Raw genomic sequence first — 22,388 nt, forward strand, 5'->3', positions numbered from 1 at the left:
ATGCCGCACGGAAACGACCGAGCCTGTGGATAACTCCGGGACTGTCGGTCCGGACCCCTATGGTGGAGGCAGCGGTCGAGAGACGACACACGGGGGACCGACGGGGGACAGGACGATGGGCGTGACGGGCGGTATCAGCGAGATGGCACAGGTGACCGAGGGGCCGGGCGCGGCCGACAGCGAGGCGCTGGCCACGCTGCACCGGGTCTTCGGATACGGCGCCTTCCGGGGCGAGCAGCAGGCGATCATCGAGCATGTGGTGGCGGGCGGCGACGCCGTCGTCCTCATGCCGACCGGCGGCGGCAAATCGCTGTGCTACCAGATCCCGGCCCTGGTCCGGCCCGGCACGGGCGTGGTCGTCTCGCCGCTGATCGCCCTCATGCAGGACCAGGTGGACGCCCTGCGCGCCCTCGGTGTCCGCGCCGGCTTCATCAACTCCACCCAGGACTTCGACGAGCGGCGCATGGTCGAGGCCGAGTTCCTGGCCGGCGAGCTGGACCTGCTGTACCTGGCCCCGGAGCGGCTGCGCGTGGACGCCACGCTGGACCTGCTCTCCCGCGGCAAGATCTCCGTCTTCGCGATCGACGAGGCCCACTGTGTGTCCCAGTGGGGCCACGACTTCCGCCCGGACTATCTCGCCCTGTCCCTGCTCGGCGAGCGCTGGCCGGACGTCCCGCGGATCGCCCTCACCGCCACGGCCACCCGCGCCACCCACCAGGAGATCACCCAGCGGCTGAACCTGCCGACGGCCCGGCACTTCGTCGCCAGCTTCGACCGGCCCAACATCCAGTACCGGATCGTGCCCAAGGCCGACCCCAGGAAGCAGCTGCTCGCCTTCCTCCGCGAGGAGCACCCGGGCGACGCCGGCATCGTGTACTGCCTCTCGCGCAACTCGGTGGAGCGCACGGCGGAGTTCCTGACCGCCAACGGCGTCCAGGCGGTGCCGTACCACGCGGGCCTGGAGGCGGCCACGCGCGCGGCGCACCAGGCCCGGTTCCTGCGCGAGGACGGCCTGGTCGTGGTCGCGACCATCGCCTTCGGCATGGGCATCGACAAGCCGGACGTACGCTTCGTCGCTCACCTGGACCTGCCCAAGTCGATCGAGGGGTACTACCAGGAGACCGGCCGGGCGGGCCGCGACGGGCTGCCGTCGACGGCCTGGATGGCGTACGGCCTGAACGACGTCATACAGCAACGCAAGCTGATCCAGTCCGGCGAGGGCGACGAGGCGTTCCGCCGCCGGGCCGCCGCCCACCTCGACGCCATGCTCGCGCTGTGCGAGACCGCCCAGTGCCGCCGTGGCCAGCTGCTCGCCTACTTCGGCCAGGACCCCGAGGCCGCGGCCTGCGGCAACTGCGACACCTGCCTCACCCCGCCCGAGACCTGGGACGGCACGATCGCCGCGCAGAAGGTGCTGTCCACGGTGGTGCGGTTGCAGCGGGAGCGCGGGCAGAAGTTCGGCGCGATGCAGATCGTCGACATCCTGCTCGGCAAGCGCACCGGCAAGGTGATCCAGTTCGACCACGACCAGCTGTCCGTCTTCGGCATCGGCCAGGATCTCTCCGAGGGCGAGTGGCGCGGGGCCATCCGGCAACTGCTGGCCCAGGGACTCCTCGCGGTCGAGGGGGAGTACGGCACGCTGGTGCTCACCGAGGCGAGCGGCTCGGTGCTGCGGCGGGAGCGCGAGGTGCCGCTGCGCAAGGAGCCGAAGAAGCCGACCGCCTCCCGGTCGCGCTCCACCGGCTCCTCCGGCGGCGACCGCAAGGCCAAGGCCGTCGCGGTCGAGCTGCCCGAGGCGCTGCTCCCCGCCTTCGAGGCCCTGCGGTCCTGGCGCGCCGAACAGGCCCGGGAGCAGGGCGTCCCGGCGTACGTCATCTTCCACGACGCCACCCTGCGCGAGATCGTGACCCGGTGGCCCGGGTCGGTGCGGGAGCTGGGCACGGTGAACGGCGTCGGCGAGAAGAAGCTGGCGACGTACGGCGAAGGGGTCATCCAGGTGCTGGCCTCCCTGGACGGGGCCGCCCCGGTGGCCGCCGACGCCCCGGCCGCCGCTGCCGCCCTGGCCACCGCCGACGCCCCGGCCGCCGCCGACAGCCAGGACGCCGACTGGCCCGAGCCGACGGACGAGCCGGAACCGGACGACTGGATATAACCGGGAGGCCCGGACCCCCGGGACAGCCCAGGACCCCGGGGCGGAGCCTGCGCGGTGCCGTCAGACCCTCAAGGACAGTGCCGTCAGGCCCGGGGCGAAGGTGATGAGCAGTGGGAGCAGCGGCACCAGCGCGGCCACCGTCGTCGTCAGCGCCCGGTGCCGGCGCAGCAGCCGGGGCGGCGGCTCCAGCAGGCGGTCGACGCGCTCGCCGAGGAGGCGGCGGCTGGAGTCGCAGGACAGGACACCCCGGTGCTGGTTCAGCTCGATCAGGGCGAGGGCCGTGGTGAGGTGCCCGCAGCGCCGGGAGGCCGTGTCGTCGGCGGCCAGTTCGACCAGGCGGTGCGTCTGGTCGCAGAAGTGGGCGAAGAGCGGCACGCGCGGGAAGCCCGTGGCGAGGGCGGTGGACAGGTGCAGCAGCCAGTCGTGGTGGGCGCGGGCGTGCCCGCGCTCGTGGGTGAGGACGGCGTCCAGCTGAAGGTCGGTGAGGCGGTGCAACGCGCCTGTGGTGACGACCAGTTGGGCCGGGTGCCCCGGCATCCACCAGGCGTCCGGGTACTCGTCCTCCAGCACCAGCATCGGCCCGCGCGCCGCCGGCAGTCCGGCCGGCAGCTCGGGGGCGCGCTCGCGCAGGTGCGCTCGGGCCTGGCCGCGGCTGCGGCGGGCCTCGACGAGTTCGCGGGCCAGCATCGCCGTCGTCCAGGCGGCCCCGCAGGCCAGCAGCACGGTGAGCGCGGCGGCCCACCCCGGTGCGGTGGACAGGTCGTAGGCGGCGGTGACGGCGGGCGGCGCGGGCGCGAACACATGGTCGCGGACGGTGTGGAAGACGGCCGCCGCGCCCAGGACCAGCGCGGTCAGGCAGCACAGCAGGACGGTGGCGACGAGACACTGCCACACCCACAGCGCGACCACGGGTTCCCGCTCGGGCCAGGCGGCACGGGTCAGCGCGCGCGGCGCCGGTACGGCGGCCGTCAGGGCGACGACGCTCAGCAGGAGCAGGCAGACAGTCATGCCGGGGCTCCGGTTCTGGTCGGAGAGGTGTGCGGGTGACGGTGGTGCCGGGCACGCGTCACGCGACGGCGGCTCGCGCGTGGTGCGTGCCCCGTCAGTATGACGAAGACGGGCGGCCGGAGTCAGGTGTCGACACCGATCGGCCGGGACCGACCCGGGCCCGCGACCCCCGCCGCGACCGATCGGCCCGCTACGCAAGCCACCCGGCCCGCCTGCCACCCGGTCCGCCCGGCCCGTCCGTCCGGCGCCCTCTGTCCGGCGCTCTCTGCCCGGCAACCCCCGCCCGGCAACCCTCCGCGGTGTCAGCCCGACACCACCCGCCCGCTGACTTCCCCCAGCCCCACCCGGCTGCCGTCCGCGCCCGGGGCCCATGCCGACAGGGTGACCACGTCGCCGTCCTCCAGGAAGGTCCGCTTGCCGTCGGGGAGTTCGAGGGGGTCGCGGCCGTTCCAGGTCAGTTCCAGCAGGGAGCCGCGCTGGCGTTCGGTGGGACCGCTCACCGTGCCGGAGCCGTACAGGTCGCCCGTGCGCAGCGAGGCGCCGTTCACGGTCAGGTGGGCGAGCTGCTGGGCGGCGGTCCAGTACATGGTGGAGAAGGGCGGTTCGGAGACCACATGGCCGTTGACCGCGACCGAGATGCGGAGGTCGTAACCGCCGGGCTCGGTGCCGGGCGCCGAGTCGTCCAGGTAGGGCAGCAGCGGATGCGTGCGCTCCGGAGGCGCCACGCGCGCGTGCTCCAGCGCCTCCAGCGGGGTGATCCACGCCGATACCGAGGTGGCGAAGGACTTGCCGAGGAACGGGCCGAGAGGGACGTACTCCCAGGCCTGGATGTCCCGCGCGGACCAGTCGTTCAGCAGGCAGAGCCCGAAGACGTGCTCCCGGAAGTCGCCGAGCGCCACCGGGGTGCCGAGCCGCGACGGCACGCCCACGACGAAGCCGACCTCGGCCTCGATGTCCAGCCGGATCGAGGGGCCGAAGACGGGCGCGGGGTCGGCCGGGCCCTTGCGCTGCCCGGAGGGCCGTACGACGTCCGTGCCGGAGACGACCACGGTTCCGGAGCGGCCGTGGTAACCGATCGGCAGGTGCTTCCAGTTGGGGGTGAGGGAGTCCTCGGCGTCGGGGCGGAAGATCCGGCCGACGTTCCGGGCGTGGTTCTCCGAGGCGTAGAAGTCGACGTAGTCCGCGACCTCGAAGGGAAGGTGCAGGGTCACCTCGGACAGGGGGTGGAACAGCGGCTCGACGGCCGTGCGGTGCGCCGGGTCCGTGACCCAGGACGTGAGGGCGCGCCGTACGTCCGACCAGGTGGCGCGGCCGGCGGCCAGCAGCGGGTTGAGGGTGGGCCGGGCGAGCAGCGGCTGGTGGGGCGAGCCGAGCGCGGCGGCTGCGGCGCCCGCGTCGAGGACGTGGTTCCCGAGCCGGACGCCGATCCTCCGCTCCGTGCTGCCGGAGGGCGAGAACACGCCGTAGGGGAGGTTGCGCGGACCGAAGGGGTCACCCTCGGGGACGTCGAAGGGGGGCATGGGGTGCTGCCTCACTCTCATCCGGGCCATGCATGGCACTGCGTTCCATGTGGTCGGGCCACACGTTACGGCCGAGCCGCGTGTCTTGGGCAGTGCCTCACCAGGTGATCGAAAGGTTGGAGGCAGAGGCAGAGGCAGAGGCAGAGGCAGAGGCAGAGGCAGAGGCAGAGGACGGCAGCCCTCTGCTCAAGGTCGCTTCACGGCGCCCGGTCCCGCATCGGCCGCGGCCCACGGCCGCGCACCGCCCATCGCGCCGTCCGCGGCGAGGGGTTGGGCGGGAGCGGTACGCAAGTGCGGGGCATGAGGGGTGAGTCGGCGGAGCGTGTTGTCCGTATTCTCTGATCATGGCACCCACCCCGGCATATGCACTGATCGCCACTGACCTGGACGGGACGCTGCTGCGCGGCGACGACACCGTCTCGGACCGGTCCCTCGCCGCGCTCGCGCGGGTGGCGCGGGCCGGCGCCCGGCACCTGGTGGTGACGGGCCGCCCGGCCCCGCGGGTGCGACCGCTGCTCGCGGACCTCGGCCGCGCCGGGCTCGCGGTGTGCGGGCAGGGGGCCCAGGTCTACGACGCGGCGACCGACCGTCTGCTGTGGTCGGTCCGGCTGGACCGGGAGCTGGCCGAGACGGCGCTCGGCAAGATCGAGGCGGAGGTGGGGCAGGTCTACGCGGCGGTCGACCAGGACGGCGTGGACGGGCTCACGCTCATCGAGCCCGGCTACCGGATGCCCCACCCGACGCTGCCCGCGGTGCGGGTCGGCCGGCGGGACGACCTGTGGTGCGCGCCCATCAGCAAGGTGCTGCTGCGGCACGCCACGCTGTCCGACGACGAGTTGGCGGCCGTGGCCCGAGCGGCGGTGGGCTCGCTCGCGACGGTCACCATGTCGGGGCCGGGCACGGTGGAGCTCCAGCCGTGCGGGGTGACGAAGGCGACCGGGCTGGCGCTGGCCGCCGAACGGCTCGGGATCGCCGCCGAACGGGCCCTCGCCTTCGGTGACATGCCCAACGACATCCCGATGTTCGAATGGGCCGGGCGCGGTGTGGCCATGGCCAACGCCCATCCGGAACTCAAGGCGGTGGCCGACGAGGTCACCTTGTCGAACGAGGACGACGGCATCGCCGTCGTCCTCGAAGGACTCTTCCCGGCCGACTGACCGGGATGTCGGGAGCGTCCGGCCCGGCCGCCCGTGCCGGTCAGTACGCGCTGAACACGTTGTCGATGGACCCGTACCGCGCGGCCGCGTAGTTGCAGGCGGCGGTGATGTTGGCGACCGGGTCGTAGATGTCGAAGGACGTTCCGGCCACGTGGTACGCGTTGAACGTCGGGTCGATGACCTGGAGCAGGCCCTTGGAGGGGATGCCCTTGGCGGCGTTGGAGTCCCAGAGGTTGATGGCCTTCGGGTTGCCCGAGGACTCGCGGATGATGTTGCGGTAGATGCCGTTGTAGGTGCCCGGGATGTGCTTCTCGGCCATGACCGCCAGCGACTCGCGGATCCAGCCGTCGAGGTTGTCCGGGTAGCCGGCGGGGGTGGTGGCCGCCGTGGTGGTGGCGGTGCTGGGGGCCGCGGAGGCGCTGGCCGCGCCGATGAGCGGCAGGGCGAGGACGGCGGCACCGGTGCCGACGGCGGTGAGCGCGCGGACGAGGCGGCTGTTCCGGGTACGGCGGGGCTGGGCGACAGCAGACATGGGGGCGTTCCTCTCCGGCGCCTGCGAGGTGAGCTGTCGGGTTCGGGCGGGGAGGTGCCCGGCCGTGCTCCTGACGGAGGCATGGCTTCACCCCTGGCCGTCCCGGCGCGGCGTGTGCCGTTCCGGACCGGCGGCTTACCTGGGTCCCCCGCTCCTGCCGTACGAATGAGTTCGTCGATGGGTATGCGGGCGGCGGCAGGATTCGGCGTCCGCCCGACGGCCCGGAACGTATGCGAGAGCACATGTCGGGAACAAGGGCCGGATTCATACAACGTGCGGTTTGACCTTGATCGACAGCGTATGGGGTACTTGATCCTTTGCGGTTGCCAATCCTCAACTCGCCGACGGGGCAAGGAGTCACGACGGTCGGCCCGCGGAGGAGGGTCGGCCGGGAGCGTGACCCAACTCACGAAATAGCAAACAGTTTCAATTCGGACATGGGGGATTAGAGGGATTCGCGTCGGAAGTCGGGGAGATGGCGGAACCGGGCATGGGGGGAGCGTCGTTGCCGAGGTGCGGGCACAGTGTCCGGATTACTCTTATATGGAGAAAAATCCGCTCACACTGTGTGATCAAAACCATGCCGGTCATGATCCGGTATCGCCCGGGCTGGACCGGTGGGCGCTATCGGTGATCGAAACAGGACCGGATACGCTGACTTGAGTGAGGGCAGCGACCTATCGACAAACCGTGTAATCGCCAGCAGACACCAGCAGACAGGAGACCCCTCGTGACCGTCGTCGGGCCGTTCGGGCTGAGCGTGCGGGACCAGGCTCTGGAAGCCGATGTCCAGGCCGGATTGGCGGCTGTCGAGGAAGGCTTGCTCGAAGCCACCAAGAGCGAGGTCCCGTTCATCACGGGGGCCGCGCAGCACCTCGTGCGGGCGGGCGGGAAGCGGTTCCGGCCACTCCTGGTGATGCTCGCCGCCCAGTTCGGCGACCCCTACGCGCCGGGCGTGGTGCCCTCGGCCGTCGTCGTGGAGCTGACCCATCTGGCCACGCTGTACCACGACGACGTCATGGACGAGGCGGCCGTACGGCGTGGCGTGGACAGCGCCAACACGCGCTGGGGCAACTCCGTCGCGGTCCTCACCGGCGACTTCCTCTTCGCCCGCGCCTCCCAGATCCTCGCCGACCTCGGCCCCGAGGCGGTCCGGGTGCAGGCACTCGCGTTCGAACGGCTCGTCACCGGCCAGATCCTGGAGACCGCGGGTCCCTCGGACGGCCGAGACCCGGTTGAGCACTATCTGGACGTGCTCGCCGGCAAGACGGGCTCCCTGGTGGCGGTGTCGTGCCGGTTCGGCGCGATGATGTCCGGCGCGGACGAGACGGTCGTCGATGTCCTCACCCAGTACGGCGAACGGCTCGGCGTCGCCTTCCAGCTCGCTGACGACGTCCTGGACATCGCCTCCGACTCCCACGAGTCCGGCAAGACCCCGGGCACCGACCTGCGCGAGGGCATCCCCACCCTGCCGGTGCTCCGGCTGCGTGAGCGGGCCGCCCGGCTGGGCCTGCCCGAGGACGTCGCGCTGTGCGAGCTGCTGGACTCCGACCTCAGCGACGACGCCCGGCACGCCCAGGCACTGGCCGCGCTGCGCGCGCACCCCGCGCTGGAGCAGGCCCGCCGGGACACCGTGCGGTACGCGGAGGAGGCGCGGGCCGCGCTCGCCCCGCTGCGCGAGTGCGATGCCAAGGCGGCGCTGATCGAGCTGTGCGACGCGGTCGTGCACCGCGCCGGCTGACCCGGCCGGTCACCCGTACGGGCCCCGGCGTCCGGCACGACCCCTACGGGTCGGGCGGAGAAACCACCGCCGGGTGTCATACCGCAGGCGTAGACGGAGTTGGCTCCGAGGTCTGACGCTTGTTCACAGCCGATTTGGTCAGATGGACACCACGGAAATCACCACTCCTCACCGTTTCGGGTGAGAATGGCGGCTCAGGGTGGACCAGCGGAGCAGTGGACCAGCGTGAGGACAGCCGCCGCCGACGACGGAGGTAAGGCACACATGGCACCGTACGAATCCGACGACGCAGTGGGCGCCGCGCGCGACGAGCACCCGCGCTCCGGCCGGCGCAAGGCCGCCCGGTACGCCGTGCCGGTCGCGGTGGTGGGGGTGGCGGCGGCCACGATCGGGCTGGTCCCGGCGCTCGCCGACTCCGGTGACCCCGACCTGCCGAAGATCAGCGCACAGCAGCTCATCGAGAAGATCGCCACGTCGGACGTGCAGCAGCTGTCCGGCACGGTGAAGATCAGCACCGATCTCGGCCTGCCCGACCTCGGCGGCCTGGAGAACGGCCTGATGTCCGGCGCGGGCCGGGGCGGCTCGGGCGACGGCTCCTCCGCCGACCCGCAGGCCAAGCTCACCGAGCTGGTCTCCGGCACGCACACCCTGCGCGTCGCCGCCGACGGCCCGGACCGGCAGAAGCTGTCGCTGCTGGAGAGCGGCGCCGAGTACAGCCTCATCCGCGACGGCAAGGACGTCTGGGGCTACGACAGCAAGAGCAACGAGGTCTACCACTCCACGGGGGCCGGCTCCGGCAAGGACCGCGAGGCCGAGCCGCCGGCCACCCCCAAGGACTTCGCCGACCAGGCCCTGAAGTCGGTGGACGACACCACGTCCGTCACCGTCGACGGCACCGCGCAGGTCGCCGGGCGCGACGCCTACAAGCTGCTGATCCGGCCCAAGCAGTCCGGCACCACGGTCGGCGCGATCAGCATCGCCGTGGACGCGAAGACCGGCATGCCGCTGAAGTTCACGCTGACTCCGAGCAGCGGCGGCGCCGCCGTGCTCGACGCGGGCTTCACCCAGGTCTCCTTCGCCCGGCCGGCCGCCTCCACGTTCGCCTTCACGCCGCCCAAGGGCGCGAAGGTCACCGAGGGGAAGGACGCCCCCGGGGCCCGGGAGCACGCCCCGAAGCACGGCGAGGACTTCGCCGGGGGCCTGGCGGGCAAGGACGGGCTGAAGGTGCTGGGCAAGGGCTGGACGTCCGTCGCCACCTTCGACACCGGTGCCAAGGGCGGCCTGCCGACCGGCTCCCAGGGCGGTGACCTCGGCGGCTTCCTCGGTTCGCTGGGCGACCCGGTCTCCGGGAAGTTCGGCAAGGGCACGGTCTTCTCCACCCGCCTGGTCAACGCCCTGATCACCGACGACGGCAAGGTGTACGCCGGCACGGTGACCAAGGAGGCCCTGGTGAAGGCGGCCGACGCGGGGAAGTGACCTCCCGGGCGCACCGCACCGAATGAGACGAACCGGATGAACCGAGGGGAGCCGATGGACGAGCCGTCCGCCACGCAGTCGGAGCCGGGCGACACGGCGGCGAGTGTGATCGCCACACGCGGCCTCACCAAGCGCTACCGCGGCGGACAGCTCGCCGTGGACGGTCTGGACCTGACCGTCCCGGCGGGCAGCGTCTTCGGCTTCCTCGGCCCGAACGGCTCCGGCAAGACCACCACGATCCGCATGCTGATGGGCCTGATCGAGCCGACCGCGGGCACCGCCCGGGTGCTCGGCCGGCCCATGCCGCGGGCGGCCCGTACGGTCCTCCCGCAGGTCGGCGCCCTCATCGAGGGACCCGCCCTGTACGGCTTCCTCTCCGGCCGGGACAACCTGCTGCGCTACGACGCCGCGGACCCGACCGCCGACCCGCGCACCCGGCGCGCCCGTGTCGCCACGGCGCTGGACCGGGTCGGTCTCGCAGCCGCCGCCGGCAAGAAGGCGAAGGCGTACTCGCTCGGCATGAAACAGCGTCTGGGACTGGCCGCCGCGCTGCTCCAGCCGCGCAGACTGCTCGTCCTGGACGAGCCCACCAACGGCCTCGACCCGCAGGGCATGCGCGAGATCCGCACCCTGATCAGGGAGTTGGCCGCCGACGGCACGACCGTCTTCCTCTCCTCCCACCTCCTCGACGAGATCGAGCAGGTGTGCACCCATGCGGCGGTCATGGCGCAGGGCCGGCTCGTCACCCAGGGCGCGGTGGCCGACCTGGCCGCCGGGGCGCGCGACCGGCTGGTGGTGACCACCCCGGACCCGGCCGAGGGGGCACGCGTGCTGAAGGAACTGGGCGTCGGGGACGTGACGGCCGACGGGGACCGGGTCACCGGTGAACCACCCGCGCGGGATCTGGCCGAGGTGACCGCGGCCCTGGTCACGGCGGGCGTCCGGGTCCGGGGCCTCACCGTCGAACGGGCCTCGCTGGAGGACGCGTTCGTGGCACTGACCGGGGAGGGCTTCGATGTCGCGGGCTGATGTGCTCCTGGCGGGCGCCGGGCGCCGGCCGAACCCCCTGTGGACCCTCGGGCTGTTGCGCAGCGAGCTGGTCACCACCGTGCGCCGCTGGCGCACGCTGGCCCTGCTCGGGGTGCTGGCCGCGGTGCCGGTGCTGGTCGGGATCGCCGTGAAGATCGAGACGCGGGGCGGCGGGCCGGCGGGCGGAGGCGGCGAGGGCCCGGCGTTCATCTCGCAGATCACCAACAACGGCCTGTTCCTGGTGTTCACCGCGCTGGCCGCGACCCTGCCGTTCTTCCTGCCGATGGCGGTCGGCGTCGTCGCGGGCGACGCGATCGCCGGGGAGGCCGGCGCGGGCACCCTGCGCTATCTGCTGGTCGCGCCGGCCGGCCGTACCCGGCTGCTGCTCACCAAGTACGCGACGGTGCTGGCCTTCTGCCTGCTGGCCACGCTGGTCGTCGCCGTCTCGGCACTGCTCGTCGGCGCGTTGCTCTTCCCGCTCGGCGAGCTGACGACGATCTCCGGCACCCGGATCAGCTTCGCCGAGGGACTGGGCCGCGCCCTGCTGATCGCCCTGGTCGTCGCCGCGTCACTGGTCGGTGTGGCGGCCCTCGGCCTGTTCGTGTCGACGCTCACCAACAGCGGCATCGCGGCGATGGCCACCACGGTCGGCCTGCTCATCACCGTGCAGATCGTCGACCAGATACCCCAGCTGCACGCGCTCCAGCCGTACCTGTTCCCGCACTACTGGCTGTCCTTCGCCGACCTGATGCGCGACCCCGTCTACTGGGACGACCTGGTGAAGAACCTCGGTCTCCAGGCGCTGTACGCGGCCGTGTTCGGTGCGGCGGCCTGGGCGCGGTTCACGGCGAAGGACATCAACGCCTAGCACCCCCTCACCGAGGTGCGGTGCCGACGGCCTCGTACGGGAAGCGCGCGAGGGGCGCGTCCTGCGCGAAGAACGTCTTCGCGCGTGCCAGCGCGTCGGCGTCCTCGCGTACGTCGCCGGGCGCGCTGCCGTTGCCGAGCAGGACCCCGCCGAAGCGCATCCGCAGGTAGGCGGCCGAGTTGTTGAGCGTGCCGGCGTACGGGTCGGCGACCGACGGCTCGTCGTCCGCCAGCGCGGCGATGCCCCAGAGCGTACGGCCCGCCATCGTCGCCTTGAAGTCGACGCCCGGGGTGCGCAGCCAGGCCGACCAGTGGTCCAGGTAGCGCTTGGTGAGGCTGGACACCGAGTACCAGTACAGCGGCGAGGCGATCACGATGTCCGTCGCCGCCAGCGTGGCGTCCAGCAGCAGGCCGGCCGGGGTGTCCGGGGACGGCCGGACGTGGTCGCTGTCGTGCCGCAGGTCCACGAAGTCGGGCAGGGCGTGGTCGGCGAGGCGGATCCAGTGCTGTTCGCTGTCGCCGGGCAGGTGCGCGGCGGCCTCGCGGGCCAGCAGTTCGGTGTTGCCCGCCTCGCGGGCGCTGCCCAGGACGAAGAGGAAACGGCGGCTCATGGGTCCCCCAGACGCGTTCGTGTCGCACCCCGATTGAATGCGTGTGCATTCTATGCATACGCAAGCAACCTCCGCCAGGGTGCGGCTGGTGCGAGGCTGTGACGTCGCGGTGACGTGGAAAACCGTGGGGAGCGGACACACTGGTGGGCAGGACGCGTACGACCGGATCGCGACGCCGGGGGAGTGAGGGACACCGATGGCTGGAGTCAGCTTCGAGAAGAAGCGGGCGCGGCAGCCCGTGGGGCCTGCGGCGGCGGTGTCCGTCCGGGTGTTCGGCGCGGGAGGCGCGTCGGTGGACGGGGCGTCGGTCGTGGCGGCACCGGGCGAGGAGATCCAGCAGGCCGTGCTCGACCACCTTCAGCGCCTGGCCATCAGCGTCGGCGCGCCCATACGTGCCACGGTCCACGACGACCTCGCGGGCTGCGTGGTCCCCCTGGAGGTCTCGGCGGACGGCTCCAGCCGGGTGACGGGGAAGGCGGTCCGGGTGAACCCGCGGCCGGCGGCGGCCGGGACGCCGGGGACCACGCAGGCCCCGACCGCGCAGCCCCCGACCGGGCAGTTCGGACCGGCGCCGGTGATGGACGGTCCCGGCACGGACCCCCAGGGCCCCGCGGCCCACAGCGCCCTCGCCGCCGTACCGCCGGAGCCCCCCGCCCCCGCCCCCACCCCGGCCCGTGGATTCGACGCGGTCGCCGAGGAGGTGCTCGGCGACGGGCCGCTGACCGAGACCGCCGAGGGCGCGAAACTGCTCACCGAGCCGATGAGCCGGATCAACGAGGCCGTGCGGGCGGGCCGTATCGACACGGCGGCGGAACTGGCCGACCGGACGCTCGCCGAGGCCACCGCCGTGTTCGGCCCGCGCCACGCCGAGGTGCTGCACCTGCTCGAACTGTCCGCCTACATCGCCTACCTGGCCGGTGACCCGGTCCGCGCCTTCCGGCTGTCCCTGGACGTGGCCCGGCTGCGCCGCCAGGCACGGGACGGGGAGGCCGCCTACGACAACGTGCGCAGCGCGGCCACCGCCTGGCGCGCGGTGCGTGACCCGGAGGAGGGCCTGCGGCTGGGCCGCGACCTGATCGACCTGTGGACGGACCTCACCGCCGAGCCGGGCCCCGCCGCGGACGACCCGGGCCCGCTGGAGTCCGCCCGCGCCCGCATGGTCCGTCTGACCGACCGCGCGGCCAAGGCGGCGGCGAGGTCCTGACCGGCCCCGCCCGGAGCAGGCGCACCCGGGGTCACTGCACGCAGAACTCGTTGTCCTCCGGGTCCGCCATCAGCACCCACCGGCCCCCGGGCTCCTTGACCTCGCGCACCACCCGCGCGCCCAGCGCCTGAAGGCGTGCCACCTCTTCCGCGCGCCGTTCCGGGCCGGCGTGGACGTCGAGGTGGAGCCGGTTCTTCACGGTCTTCGGCTCCGGTACCCGCTGGAACAGCAGCCGCCGCCCGAGCCCGGTGCCGGTCTCGGGGTCGTACGGGTCGTCGGGGTGCCGTACGGCGATCAGGTCACGGAACGCGGCCCGCCCGTGGTACTCGACGGTGGCCTCGCCGGACAGCGCGCCGAGGGACAGCAGCCGTTCGACGAGGGCGCTGTTGTCCTCGGGGGTGTAGTGCAGCGCGGCGGCCCAGAAGTCGGCCTGTGCGTGCGGGTCGGCCGCGTCGACGACGAGCTTCCAGTGCAGCGGGGCGGGCGCCTGTGTGGTCATGGCTCCCACTTATAGCCGGACGCGTCGGTGGAGGGGGGTACTCCGCCCACTTGGGCGACTGTGGTCCTCCGGTCAGGCATCCGCCGAAGCCGAAGCCGACGGTGATGGTGATGGTGACGCCGAGGGTGACGGCGAGGGCGACGTGTCGACCATGCGGGCCGTCGGCACCGCGAGCCGTGCGGGTCGCCTGGCCCACCGCAGCGCGTCGCCCGTGAGCAGGACCAGCGCCAGCCAGACCAGCGCGAACCCGGCCCACCGCTCGGCCGGCATGGCCTCGTGGAAGTACAGGATGCCGAGCACGAACTGGAAGATCGGGGCCAGGTACTGCAACAGGCCCAGTGTGGACAGGGGCACGCGGATCGCCGCCGCGCCGAAGCAGACCAGCGGGAGGGCGGTGACGATGCCCGTGGAGGCGAGCAGGGCGGCGTGTCCGCCGCCGTCGTGCAGGAAGCTGGCGTCGCCGTGCGCGGTCAGCCACAGCAGGTAGCCGAGCGCCGGCAGGAACTGGATCGCCGTCTCGGCGGCGAGCGACTCGACACCGCCGAGGTCCACCTTCTTCTTCACCAGGCCGTAGGTGGCGAAGGAGAAGGCGAGGCAGAGGGAGATCCACGGCGGGCGGCCGTAGCCGACGGTCAGCACGACGACGGCGGCGAGACCTATGCCGACCGCCGCCCACTGCACGGGGCGCAGCCGTTCCTTGAGGAGCAGCACGCCCATCGCGATGGTGACCAGCGGGTTGATGAAGTAGCCGAGCGAGGCCTCGACGACGTGGCCGGCGTTCACGGCCCAGATGTAGACGCCCCAGTTCACGGTGATGACACCGGCCGCCACGGCGACGAGGCCGAGCCGCCGGGGCTGGCGCAGCAGTTCTCCGGCCCAGGCCCAGCGGCGTACGAAGAGCAGCGCGGCGGCCACGAACACCAGGGACCACACCATGCGGTGGGCCAGGATCTCCAGGGCGCCGGCCGGTTTGAGCAGCGGCCAGAACAGGGGCACCAGCCCCCACATCCCATAGGCGGCGAAGCCGTTCAGCAGGCCTGTGCGGTGCTCACCCTCGGACGTCGCGGCCACGTCCCCTCCTTCTCGCCCGCGCGTCCGGCGTGGACGCACGAGGACGAAGGTAACGCCGGGCGTCCCCGGCTGTCATGCTCGTATCGCCATACGGTCATGACAGCCGGGGACGCCCGCCCGGGTCAGCCCTTGAGCGCGGCGGTGACGGCCTGTGCGAGCGGCGTCGTCGGACGGCCGGTCAGCCGGGACAGGTCGCCGGAGGAGACGACCAGCTCGCCCTTCTCGATCGACGCGTCCACGCCCGCCAGGATCCCGGCCACCGGCGCGGGCACCCCGGCGCCGGTCAGGATGCCGGTGAGGGCCTCCACCGGGACCGGGTTGTAGACGATCTCCCTGCCGGTCTGCCGGCTCAGCTCGGCCGCGTACTCGGCGAAGCTCCACGCCTCGTCGCCGCCCAGCTCGTACGTCGTGTTCTCGTGGCCCTCGCCGGTCAGCACCGCGACCGCGGCGGCGGCGTAGTCGGCGCGGGCGGCGGAGGAGACCCGGCCGTCACCGGCGGCGGCCAGGACCGCGCCGTGCTCCAGCACCGGTGCCAGGTTCTCGGTGTAGTTCTCGTGGTACCAGCCGTTGCGCAGCAGGCTGTAGGGCAGGCCGGAGGCGAGGAGCACCTGCTCGGTCGCCCGGTGGTCGTCCGCCAGCGCGGCCGTCAGGGTGCCCGGGGCGCTGGTGTAGGCGAGCAGCGCCACGCCGGCCGCCCTGGCCGCCTCGATGACGACCGTGTGCTGTCCCACCCGGCCCTTGTCGAACTCGTTGCCGGAGATCAGCAGGACCTTGTCACCGGCGGCGAACAGGCCGTCGAAGGTCTCGGGCGCGTTGTAGTCCGCGACGGCCAGCTTCACCCCGCGGGCGGCGAAATCGGCGGCCTTCGCCTCGTCCCGCACGACGGCGGTGATCCGCTCGGCCGGGACCTTCTCCAGCAGCTGCTCCACGACGTGCCGGCCGAGGTGTCCGGTGGCTCCGGTGACGACGATGCTCATGAGGGGTGACTCCTTCTCCGGTGGGTATGTCACTCACCCTAGGAGCTGCACTAACCGAACGAAAGTACCCACTTTGAAGTAAGGTACTGGTATGTCGGTAAGCAAGAACGCGGTGGACGCCGAGGCGATGTGCCCGCACCGCCTGGTCCTGGAACACGTCACCAGCCGCTGGGGTGTCCTCGTCCTCATCGAACTGCTGGAGCGGCCGTACCGGTTCAGCGAGCTGCGCCGTGCGATCAGCGGCCTCGGCGGCCGGGGCGTCAGCGAGAAGATGCTCACCCAGACGCTCCAGACCCTGGAGCGCGACGGCCTGGTCCACCGGGACGCCAAGCCGGTCATCCCGCCCCGCGTCGACTACTCGCTCACCGCACTCGGCCGGGAAGCGGCGGAGCAGGTCCGGGCCCTCGCCCAGTGGACGCACGCCCGCATGGACGCGGTGGCGGAGGCCCGCCGGTCCTACGACGAGAGCCGCCGCGCGTACGACGAGAGCCGCCAGGCCTACGACGCGAGCCGCGGCGCGTACGAAGAGGCCCGGGGGAACCAGTCCCGGGCCTCCTGAACCGGCGGACGGATCAGCCGACGACCGTCCAGGTGTCCCCGCCCGTCAGCAGCGCGGCCAGGTCGCCCTTGCCCTTCTGCTCGATCGCGGTGTCGAGCTGCTCGGCCATCGCCGTGTCGTAGACCGGCCGTTCGACGGAGCGGAACACCCCGATCGGGGTGTGGTGCAGGGTGTCCGGGTCGGCCAGCCGGGACAGGGCGAACGCCGTGGTCGGGGACGCGGTGTGGGCGTCGTGCACCAGGACCTCCGCCTCGTTCTCCGGGGTCACGGTCACCACCTCCAGGTCACCGGTCCGCCGGTCGCGCACGACCCCTCTCGCGCCGTCGGCGCCGAAGCGGATCGGCTGCCCGTGCTCCAGCCGGATCAGCGCCTCCTCGGCCCGCTGCTTGTCCTTCAGGGCGTCGAACGCGCCGTCGTTGAAGATGTTGCAGTTCTGGTAGATCTCGATCAGCGCCGTGCCGGGGTGGTCGGCGGCGGCGCGCAGCACCTCGGTCAGGTGCTTGCGGTCCGAGTCGATCGTGCGCGCCACGAAGGACGCCTCCGCGCCGATGGCCAGCGACACCGGGTTGAACGGCGCGTCCAGCGAGCCCATCGGCGTCGACTTGGTGATCTTGCCGACCTCGGAGGTCGGCGAGTACTGGCCCTTCGTCAGGCCGTAGATCCGGTTGTTGAACAGCAGGATCTTCAGGTTGACGTTGCGGCGCAGGGCGTGGATCAGGTGGTTGCCGCCGATGGACAGCGCGTCGCCGTCGCCGGTGACGACCCACACGCTCAGGTCCCGGCGGGAGGAGGCCAGGCCCGTCGCGATGGCCGGGGCGCGGCCGTGGATGGAGTGCATCCCGTAGGTGTTCATGTAGTACGGGAAGCGGGAGGAGCAGCCGATGCCGGAGACGAAGACGATGTTCTCCCGCGCGAGGCCCAGTTCCGGCATGAAGCCCTGGACGGCCGCGAGGATCGCGTAGTCACCGCAGCCCGGGCACCAGCGCACCTCCTGGTCCGACTTGAAGTCCTTCATCGACTGCTTGGCCTCGGCCTTGGGGACCAGCTGGAGCAGCCCGTTGGTGGCGTCAGTCATCGATGGCCTCCTTCAGCGCCGCGGCGAGCTGTTCCGCCTTGAACGGCATGCCGTTGACCTGGTTGTAGGAGTGGGCGTCGACCAGGTACTTCGCCCGGATGAGGGTGGCGAGCTGCCCGAGGTTCATCTCGGGGACGACCACCTTGTCGTAGCCCTTCAGGACCGTGCCGAGGTTGCGCGGGAAGGGATTGAGGTGGCGCAGATGGGCCTGGGCGATCGACTCGCCGGCCGCGCGCAGCCGCCGTACCGCCGCCGTGATCGGGCCGTAGGTCGAGCCCCAGCCGAGCACCAGGGTCTTCGCGCCGTGCGGGTCGTCGACCTCCACGCCGGGGACGTCGATGCCGTCGACCTTGGCCTGCCGGGTGCGGACCATGAAGTCGTGGTTGGCCGGGTCGTAGGAGATGTTGCCCGTGCCGTCCTGCTTCTCGATGCCGCCGATGCGGTGCTCCAGGCCCGGGGTGCCCGGGATCGCCCACGGCCGGGCCAGTGTCTTCGGGTCCCGCTTGTACGGCCAGAAGACCTCGGTGCCGTCCTCCAGCGTGTGGTTCGGGCCGGAGGCGAACCGCACCCGCAGGTCGGGCAGCTCGTCCAGGTCGGGGATGCGCCACGGCTCGGAGCCGTTGGCCAGGTAGCCGTCCGACAGCAGCATCACCGGTGTCCGGTACGTCAGCGCGATCCGGGCCGCCTCCAGGGCGGCGTCGAAGCAGTCGGCCGGGGTCTGCGGCGCGACCACCGGCACCGGCGCCTCGCCGTTGCGGCCGTACATCGCCTGGAGCAGGTCGGCCTGCTCGGTCTTGGTCGGCAGACCCGTCGACGGGCCGCCGCGCTGGATGTCCACCACCAGCAGGGGTAGCTCCAGCGAGACCGCGAGGCCGATCGTCTCGCTCTTCAGGGCGACACCGGGGCCACTCGTCGTGGTCACCGCCAGCGAGCCGCCGAACGCCGCGCCCAGCGCCGCGCCGATGCCCGCGATCTCGTCCTCGGCCTGGAAGGTGCGCACGCCGAAGTTCTTGTGCTTGCTCAGCTCGTGCAGGATGTCCGAGGCCGGCGTGATCGGGTACGACCCCAGGAACAGCGGCAGATCCGCCTGGCGGGACGCGGTGATCAGGCCGTAGGCCAGGGCGAGGTTGCCGGAGATGTTCCGGTACGTGCCGACCGGGAAGGCCTTGGTGGCCGGCGCGACCTCGTAGGAGACCGCGAAGTCCTCGGTCGTCTCGCCGAAGTTCCAGCCCGCGCGGAACGCCGCGACGTTGGCCCTGGCGATGTCCGGCTTCTTCGCGAACTTCGACTTCAGGAACTTCTCGGTGCCCTCGGTGGGCCGGTGGTACATCCAGCTCAGCAGGCCCAGCGCGAACATGTTCTTGCTGCGCTCGGCCTCCTTGCGGGAGAGGTCGAACTCCTTCAGCGCTTCCACGGTGAGCGTGGTCAGCGGCACCGGATGGAGGCTGTAGCCGTCGAGCGAACCGTCCTGGAGCGGGTCGCTCGCGTACCCGACCTTCTGGAGGGCCCGCTTGGTGAACTCGTCGGTGTTGACGATGATCTCGGCTCCGCGCGGGAGGTCGCCGATGTTGGCCTTCAGGGCGGCCGGGTTCATGGCGACCAGGACGTTCGGCGCGTCTCCGGGGGTCAGGATGTCGTGGTCGGCGAAGTGGAGCTGGAAGGACGAGACACCCGGCAGGGTGCCGGCGGGGGCGCGGATCTCGGCGGGGAAGTTCGGGAGGGTGGAGAGGTCGTTGCCGAAGGAAGCGGTCTCCGAGGTGAAACGGTCCCCGGTGAGCTGCATGCCGTCACCCGAGTCCCCCGCGAACCGGATGATCACCCGGTCCAGGCGCCGCACGTCCTTCGCGCCGCCCGGTTTGCGCTGCTCTCCCACGACGGTTCCGTCGGTCTGCTCCGCTGGGCTGCTGACCTGGCTGGTCACTGAACTGGACCTCCTTCGAGGCGGCTGTCCGGGGCCGGTCGTCCCACGGACCATCCCAGGATCAACCCTACGTCGGTTAGGGTCGCCTTCCCGAGCCATCCAGTGATTGGACGACATTTCGAGACGGCCTGTCGCGCTGTGTGTCCATCATGTCCCGCATCGCCTGAGCACCGGTCAAGGCGCTCCCCGCGCGTGTACAGGTTCTCTTCTGCGGCTCCCGACCGGACCCCCGGTCGCCCCCTACGGGTCGCTCCGGGCCTTCCTTCCGGGTACCCGCCTCCACCGAAGCGGGAGAGGCTGACGGGGCGCTGACGGGAGGCTGACACCGGACCGGCCGACTAGGAGTTCAGGTAGGTGAGAACGGCCAGAACCCGCCGGTGATCCCCCTCGCTCGGGGCCAGGCCGAGTTTCAGGAAGATGTTGCTGACGTGCTTCTCCACGGCGCCGTCGCTGACCACCAGCTGCCGGGCGACGGCCGAGTTCGTCCGCCCCTCCGCCATCAGCCCCAGCACCTCGCGCTCCCGCGGCGTCAGCCCCGCCAGCACGTCCTGCTTGCGGCTGCGGCCGAGCAGCTGTGCGACCACCTCCGGGTCCAGCGCCGTACCGCCCTCGGCGACCCGCACCACCGCGTCCACGAACTCCCGGACGTCCGCCACCCGGTCCTTGAGCAGATAGCCGACGCCCCGGCTGGAACCGGCCAGCAGTTCGGTGGCGTAGCGCTCCTCGACGTACTGCGACAGCACCAGCACCCCGAGCCCGGGGTGCAGCCGGCGCAGTAGTACGGCTGCCCGGACGCCCTCGTCGGTGTGCGTCGGCGGCATCCGTACGTCCGCCACGACCACGTCGGGCAGCTCGCCCCGCTCGTCCAGCTCGGAGATGGTCTTCACCAGCGCGTCCGCGTCGCCGACGCCCGCCACGACCTCGTGCCCGCGGTCGGTCAGCAGCCGGGTCAGGCCCTCCCGCAGCAGCACTGAATCCTCGGCGATGACCACCCGCACCCTGTCCTCCACGATTCTTCCGGCCCCCCACAGCCCGATCCCCCGCGACGCCGTCCGCCCGGGGCGTCCTCCAGGGGTCCAGCATTCCAGCAATCCGCCCGGAACGCCGCCGACCGGGGGAATCTCGGGGGAATACGGGGGCGCGACCCGGGCGCGTCTTCGGGGCTCGGGCGGATCCGCACGCGCCCCGTCACCCAGGCGCGTGGGGGTCGGCCGTTCCGCCGTTCCGGTGCCTGGGTGTGCCGCCGTGCCGGCGCCCGGCCGCCCCCGCGGTTCCGTGGCGCGGGCGCGCGGGCGTGCGGGCGTGCGGGCGTCGGCCGTTCCGCCGTTCCGTGGCGCGGGCGTCCGGCCGCTCTGACGTTCAGGCGTCTCGCCGCTCTGCCACTCAGGTGCTCGGGCGTGCCGCTGTTCCGCCGCCCAGGCGCGCCGTCGCTGGGGCGCCCAGGCGTGCCGCCGCTTCCGCCGCGCGGGTGTACCGGCGCTCCGCCGCAGCACTGCTGCTCCGCCGCTCCGCCGCTCCGCCGCTCCGGCTCTGAGGCGGGCGGGCGTTCAGCCGCGCCAGGGGAGTTCCGCGATCACCCGGGTGGGGCCGCCCGCCGGGGAGTCCACCATGAGGATGCCGTCCACCGCGTCCAGGCGGGCGGCGAGACCGGCCAGCCCGGAGCCCCGGGAGGCGTCGGCGCCGCCCACGCCGTCGTCGGTCACCTGGAGCATCAGCCGGTCCTCCGAGCGCCACACGTCGACGGAGGCGGACCGGGCGCCGCTGTGCTTGCTGATGTTCTGGAGCAGTTCGGAGACGGTGAAGTAGGCGATGCCCTCGATGGCGGGCGCGGGCCGGGCCGGCAGGTCGACCTCGACCCGCACCGGCACCGTGCAGCGCGAGGCGACCGCCGACAGGGCCGCGTCCAGGCCACGGTCGGTGAGCACGGCCGGGTGGATGCCCCGGGCGAGGTCGCGCAGTTCCTGGAGGGCCGTCTTCACCTCGCCGTGCGCCTCCTCCACCATCCGCGCCGCCGTCCGCGGGTCCTCCCGCAGCTTCTCCTTGGCCAGCCCCAGATCCATCGCCAGGTTCACCAGCCGGGCCTGCGCCCCGTCGTGCAGGTCCCGCTCGATGCGGCGCAGATCGGCGGCGGCCGTGTCGACCACGACCCCCCGGTCCGACTCCAGCTCCACCACTCGCGCCGACAGCGGTGAGGGCCCGAGCAGCCCGCGCACGAGCAGCCCGTCCACGGTCGTCAGGGCCCGTACGAGCCAGGGCGTGGCCAGGGTGAACACCAGCCCGATCAGCGCCGTGACGGTGATCTCGAAGGGGTTGTCGAGGTAGACGCTGTGGTGGGCGTCGCCGTAGAGCTGGATCCCGCCCTCGCCGGCGTACGTCGGGAACACCCAGAACCACAGCGGATAGCTCAGCAGCCCCCAGCCGCAGGACCAGAAGGTCACCGCCACCGAGAACGAGAACACCGCCCACGGGAACTGCACCAGCGCGTACAGCACGTGCCGCCAGGAGGCGCCGCTCTTGAGCATCGCGCCCATCCAGGCCGCCGCGCCCGGCTTGCGCATCCGCAGCGGTTCCGGGTCGGCCACCTCAAGGCCGAGCAGGCCGCGCGCCCGCGCCCGCTCCAGCACGCCGAAGCCCCGGCAGCCGGCGAGCGCCGCCGCGAGCACCGGGATGCCGAGGAAGGTCACCAGCAGGCCCGCGCCGAGCGTGACCATCGTCACCGTCCAGCTGAACAGGACGGCCGCCACCGGCAGGCTCAGCAGCACGTAGCCGAACTCGCGCCAGCTGCGCGCCTCGAAGGGTGCCCGCAGCCCGGCGGGCAGCCGGTGCCGCGGCTCGCTGCGGGTGGCGTACCCCTGTCCGTAGTCCGTGACCATCGGTGTCGTCCCGTTCTCCTCGTTCCGGCGGCGGTTCCAGCCGTACCTCCAGGGTCGTCCGCCGGGCGCTGCCGGGGTATGGAGTCCGTCGGCGTCTTGAGCGGGGGGTTTTCCCC

19 protein-coding genes and 1 riboswitch are annotated in these 22,388 nt (G+C 72.3%); of the genes, 8 read left to right on the forward strand and 11 right to left on the reverse strand.

From position 1 onward, the window contains the following. Positions 1 to 115: 115 nt before the first annotated feature. Positions 116 to 2,152, forward strand: a complete 2,037-nt coding sequence (gene recQ, locus IE273_RS19045; RefSeq protein ID WP_189816402.1) for a DNA helicase RecQ — start codon at positions 116 to 118, stop codon at positions 2,150 to 2,152. A gap of 60 nt (positions 2,153 to 2,212) precedes the next feature. Here the strand turns inward: recQ and IE273_RS19050 are convergent, their stop codons facing one another. Next, positions 2,213 to 3,160, reverse strand: coding sequence for a M56 family metallopeptidase (locus tag IE273_RS19050; protein ID WP_189816403.1), 948 nt, complete (start codon positions 3,158 to 3,160; stop codon positions 2,213 to 2,215). 302 nt (positions 3,161 to 3,462) lie between these two features. Next, positions 3,463 to 4,680 (reverse strand): fumarylacetoacetase, encoded by a 1,218-nt coding sequence (gene fahA, locus IE273_RS19055; RefSeq protein WP_189816404.1) that lies wholly within the window; start codon positions 4,678 to 4,680, stop codon positions 3,463 to 3,465. A gap of 344 nt (positions 4,681 to 5,024) precedes the next feature. On the opposite strand from fahA, the gene IE273_RS19060 reads away from it, so the two are divergent. Next, positions 5,025 to 5,837, forward strand: coding sequence for an HAD family hydrolase (locus tag IE273_RS19060; RefSeq protein ID WP_189816405.1), 813 nt, complete (start codon positions 5,025 to 5,027; stop codon positions 5,835 to 5,837). Between the two features lie 40 nt (positions 5,838 to 5,877). Here the strand turns inward: IE273_RS19060 and IE273_RS19065 are convergent, their stop codons facing one another. Further along, the gene (locus tag IE273_RS19065) at positions 5,878 to 6,369 is read right to left on the reverse strand and encodes a transglycosylase SLT domain-containing protein (RefSeq protein ID WP_189816406.1); all 492 of its coding nucleotides are present in this window, start codon (positions 6,367 to 6,369) and stop codon (positions 5,878 to 5,880) included. Positions 6,370 to 6,374: 5 nt separating this feature from the next. Then, positions 6,375 to 6,556: riboswitch (cyclic di-AMP (ydaO/yuaA leader) on the reverse strand. Positions 6,557 to 7,099: 543 nt separating this feature from the next. Between IE273_RS19065 and IE273_RS19070 the strand changes: the two genes are divergently transcribed. From IE273_RS19070 to IE273_RS19085, 4 genes are all read left to right on the forward strand, one after another. Next, the gene (locus tag IE273_RS19070; protein ID WP_014674300.1) at positions 7,100 to 8,110 is read left to right on the forward strand and encodes a polyprenyl synthetase family protein; all 1,011 of its coding nucleotides are present in this window, start codon (positions 7,100 to 7,102) and stop codon (positions 8,108 to 8,110) included. A 264-nt stretch (positions 8,111 to 8,374) separates the two neighbouring features. Further along, positions 8,375 to 9,586 (forward strand): LolA family protein, encoded by a 1,212-nt coding sequence (locus IE273_RS19075; protein WP_189816407.1) that lies wholly within the window; start codon positions 8,375 to 8,377, stop codon positions 9,584 to 9,586. Positions 9,587 to 9,640: 54 nt separating this feature from the next. After that, entirely contained in the window at positions 9,641 to 10,615 is a 975-nt protein-coding gene (locus IE273_RS19080) for an ABC transporter ATP-binding protein (protein WP_189816408.1), read from the forward strand. Beyond that, positions 10,602 to 11,483, forward strand: a complete 882-nt coding sequence (locus IE273_RS19085) for an ABC transporter permease (RefSeq protein WP_189816409.1) — start codon at positions 10,602 to 10,604, stop codon at positions 11,481 to 11,483. Before IE273_RS19080 ends, IE273_RS19085 begins: the two co-directional genes overlap by 14 nt. Before the next feature lie 7 nt (positions 11,484 to 11,490). On the opposite strand, the gene IE273_RS19090 is transcribed toward IE273_RS19085, so the two are convergent. Further along, positions 11,491 to 12,093 (reverse strand): flavodoxin family protein, encoded by a 603-nt coding sequence (locus tag IE273_RS19090; RefSeq protein WP_189816410.1) that lies wholly within the window; start codon positions 12,091 to 12,093, stop codon positions 11,491 to 11,493. 196 nt (positions 12,094 to 12,289) lie between these two features. Here IE273_RS19090 and IE273_RS19095 point away from each other — a divergent pair, with 196 nt between their 5' ends. Continuing rightward, entirely contained in the window at positions 12,290 to 13,297 is a 1,008-nt protein-coding gene (locus IE273_RS19095; protein WP_229887289.1) for a tetratricopeptide repeat protein, read from the forward strand. 31 nt (positions 13,298 to 13,328) lie between these two features. Here the strand turns inward: IE273_RS19095 and IE273_RS19100 are convergent, their stop codons facing one another. From IE273_RS19100 to IE273_RS19110, 3 genes are all read right to left on the reverse strand, one after another. Continuing rightward, a complete protein-coding gene (locus IE273_RS19100; RefSeq protein ID WP_189816411.1) occupies positions 13,329 to 13,796 on the reverse strand; it encodes a VOC family protein in 468 nt (155 codons plus the stop codon). 72 nt (positions 13,797 to 13,868) lie between these two features. Continuing rightward, positions 13,869 to 14,867, reverse strand: a complete 999-nt coding sequence (gene rarD, locus IE273_RS19105) for an EamA family transporter RarD (protein WP_189816412.1) — start codon at positions 14,865 to 14,867, stop codon at positions 13,869 to 13,871. Positions 14,868 to 14,989: 122 nt separating this feature from the next. After that, complete coding sequence (locus IE273_RS19110; protein WP_189816413.1) at positions 14,990 to 15,844, reverse strand: SDR family oxidoreductase; 855 nt, start codon at positions 15,842 to 15,844, stop codon at positions 14,990 to 14,992. A 91-nt stretch (positions 15,845 to 15,935) separates the two neighbouring features. Between IE273_RS19110 and IE273_RS19115 the strand changes: the two genes are divergently transcribed. After that, positions 15,936 to 16,403, forward strand: coding sequence for a winged helix-turn-helix transcriptional regulator (locus IE273_RS19115; RefSeq protein ID WP_189816414.1), 468 nt, complete (start codon positions 15,936 to 15,938; stop codon positions 16,401 to 16,403). A 13-nt stretch (positions 16,404 to 16,416) separates the two neighbouring features. Here the strand turns inward: IE273_RS19115 and IE273_RS19120 are convergent, their stop codons facing one another. From IE273_RS19120 to IE273_RS19135, 4 genes are all read right to left on the reverse strand, one after another. After that, positions 16,417 to 17,478 (reverse strand): 2-oxoacid:ferredoxin oxidoreductase subunit beta, encoded by a 1,062-nt coding sequence (locus tag IE273_RS19120; RefSeq protein WP_189816415.1) that lies wholly within the window; start codon positions 17,476 to 17,478, stop codon positions 16,417 to 16,419. Next, a complete protein-coding gene (locus IE273_RS19125; protein ID WP_189816416.1) occupies positions 17,471 to 19,399 on the reverse strand; it encodes a 2-oxoacid:acceptor oxidoreductase subunit alpha in 1,929 nt (642 codons plus the stop codon). The genes IE273_RS19120 and IE273_RS19125 overlap by 8 nt, the downstream gene beginning before the upstream one ends. A gap of 338 nt (positions 19,400 to 19,737) precedes the next feature. After that, positions 19,738 to 20,397, reverse strand: coding sequence for a response regulator transcription factor (locus IE273_RS19130; RefSeq protein WP_506005254.1), 660 nt, complete (start codon positions 20,395 to 20,397; stop codon positions 19,738 to 19,740). Positions 20,398 to 20,946: 549 nt separating this feature from the next. Beyond that, positions 20,947 to 22,272, reverse strand: coding sequence for a sensor histidine kinase (locus IE273_RS19135; RefSeq protein ID WP_189816418.1), 1,326 nt, complete (start codon positions 22,270 to 22,272; stop codon positions 20,947 to 20,949). Positions 22,273 to 22,388 lie beyond the last annotated feature (116 nt).

Source organism: Streptomyces olivaceoviridis, assembly GCF_014650115.1.
GTDB classification, from domain to species: Bacteria; Actinomycetota; Actinomycetes; order Streptomycetales; family Streptomycetaceae; genus Streptomyces; species Streptomyces olivaceoviridis.

Excerpts from the sequence above, each read along its gene's own strand:
- recQ (WP_189816402.1), top strand. The coding sequence starts at position 116 with ATGGGCGTGACGGGCGGTATCAGCGAGATGGCACAGGTGACCGAGGGG.
- IE273_RS19050 (WP_189816403.1), bottom strand. The coding sequence starts at position 3,160 with ATGACTGTCTGCCTGCTCCTGCTGAGCGTCGTCGCCCTGACGGCCGCC.
- fahA (WP_189816404.1), bottom strand. The coding sequence starts at position 4,680 with ATGCCCCCCTTCGACGTCCCCGAGGGTGACCCCTTCGGTCCGCGCAAC.
- IE273_RS19060 (WP_189816405.1), top strand. The coding sequence starts at position 5,025 with ATGGCACCCACCCCGGCATATGCACTGATCGCCACTGACCTGGACGGG.
- IE273_RS19065 (WP_189816406.1), bottom strand. The coding sequence starts at position 6,369 with ATGTCTGCTGTCGCCCAGCCCCGCCGTACCCGGAACAGCCGCCTCGTC.
- IE273_RS19075 (WP_189816407.1), top strand. The coding sequence starts at position 8,375 with ATGGCACCGTACGAATCCGACGACGCAGTGGGCGCCGCGCGCGACGAG.
- IE273_RS19080 (WP_189816408.1), top strand. The coding sequence starts at position 9,641 with ATGGACGAGCCGTCCGCCACGCAGTCGGAGCCGGGCGACACGGCGGCG.
- IE273_RS19085 (WP_189816409.1), top strand. The coding sequence starts at position 10,602 with ATGTCGCGGGCTGATGTGCTCCTGGCGGGCGCCGGGCGCCGGCCGAAC.
- IE273_RS19090 (WP_189816410.1), bottom strand. The coding sequence starts at position 12,093 with ATGAGCCGCCGTTTCCTCTTCGTCCTGGGCAGCGCCCGCGAGGCGGGC.
- IE273_RS19095 (WP_229887289.1), top strand. The coding sequence starts at position 12,290 with ATGGCTGGAGTCAGCTTCGAGAAGAAGCGGGCGCGGCAGCCCGTGGGG.
- IE273_RS19100 (WP_189816411.1), bottom strand. The coding sequence starts at position 13,796 with ATGACCACACAGGCGCCCGCCCCGCTGCACTGGAAGCTCGTCGTCGAC.
- IE273_RS19110 (WP_189816413.1), bottom strand. The coding sequence starts at position 15,844 with ATGAGCATCGTCGTCACCGGAGCCACCGGACACCTCGGCCGGCACGTC.
- IE273_RS19115 (WP_189816414.1), top strand. The coding sequence starts at position 15,936 with ATGTCGGTAAGCAAGAACGCGGTGGACGCCGAGGCGATGTGCCCGCAC.
- IE273_RS19120 (WP_189816415.1), bottom strand. The coding sequence starts at position 17,478 with ATGACTGACGCCACCAACGGGCTGCTCCAGCTGGTCCCCAAGGCCGAG.
- IE273_RS19135 (WP_189816418.1), bottom strand. The coding sequence starts at position 22,272 with ATGGTCACGGACTACGGACAGGGGTACGCCACCCGCAGCGAGCCGCGG.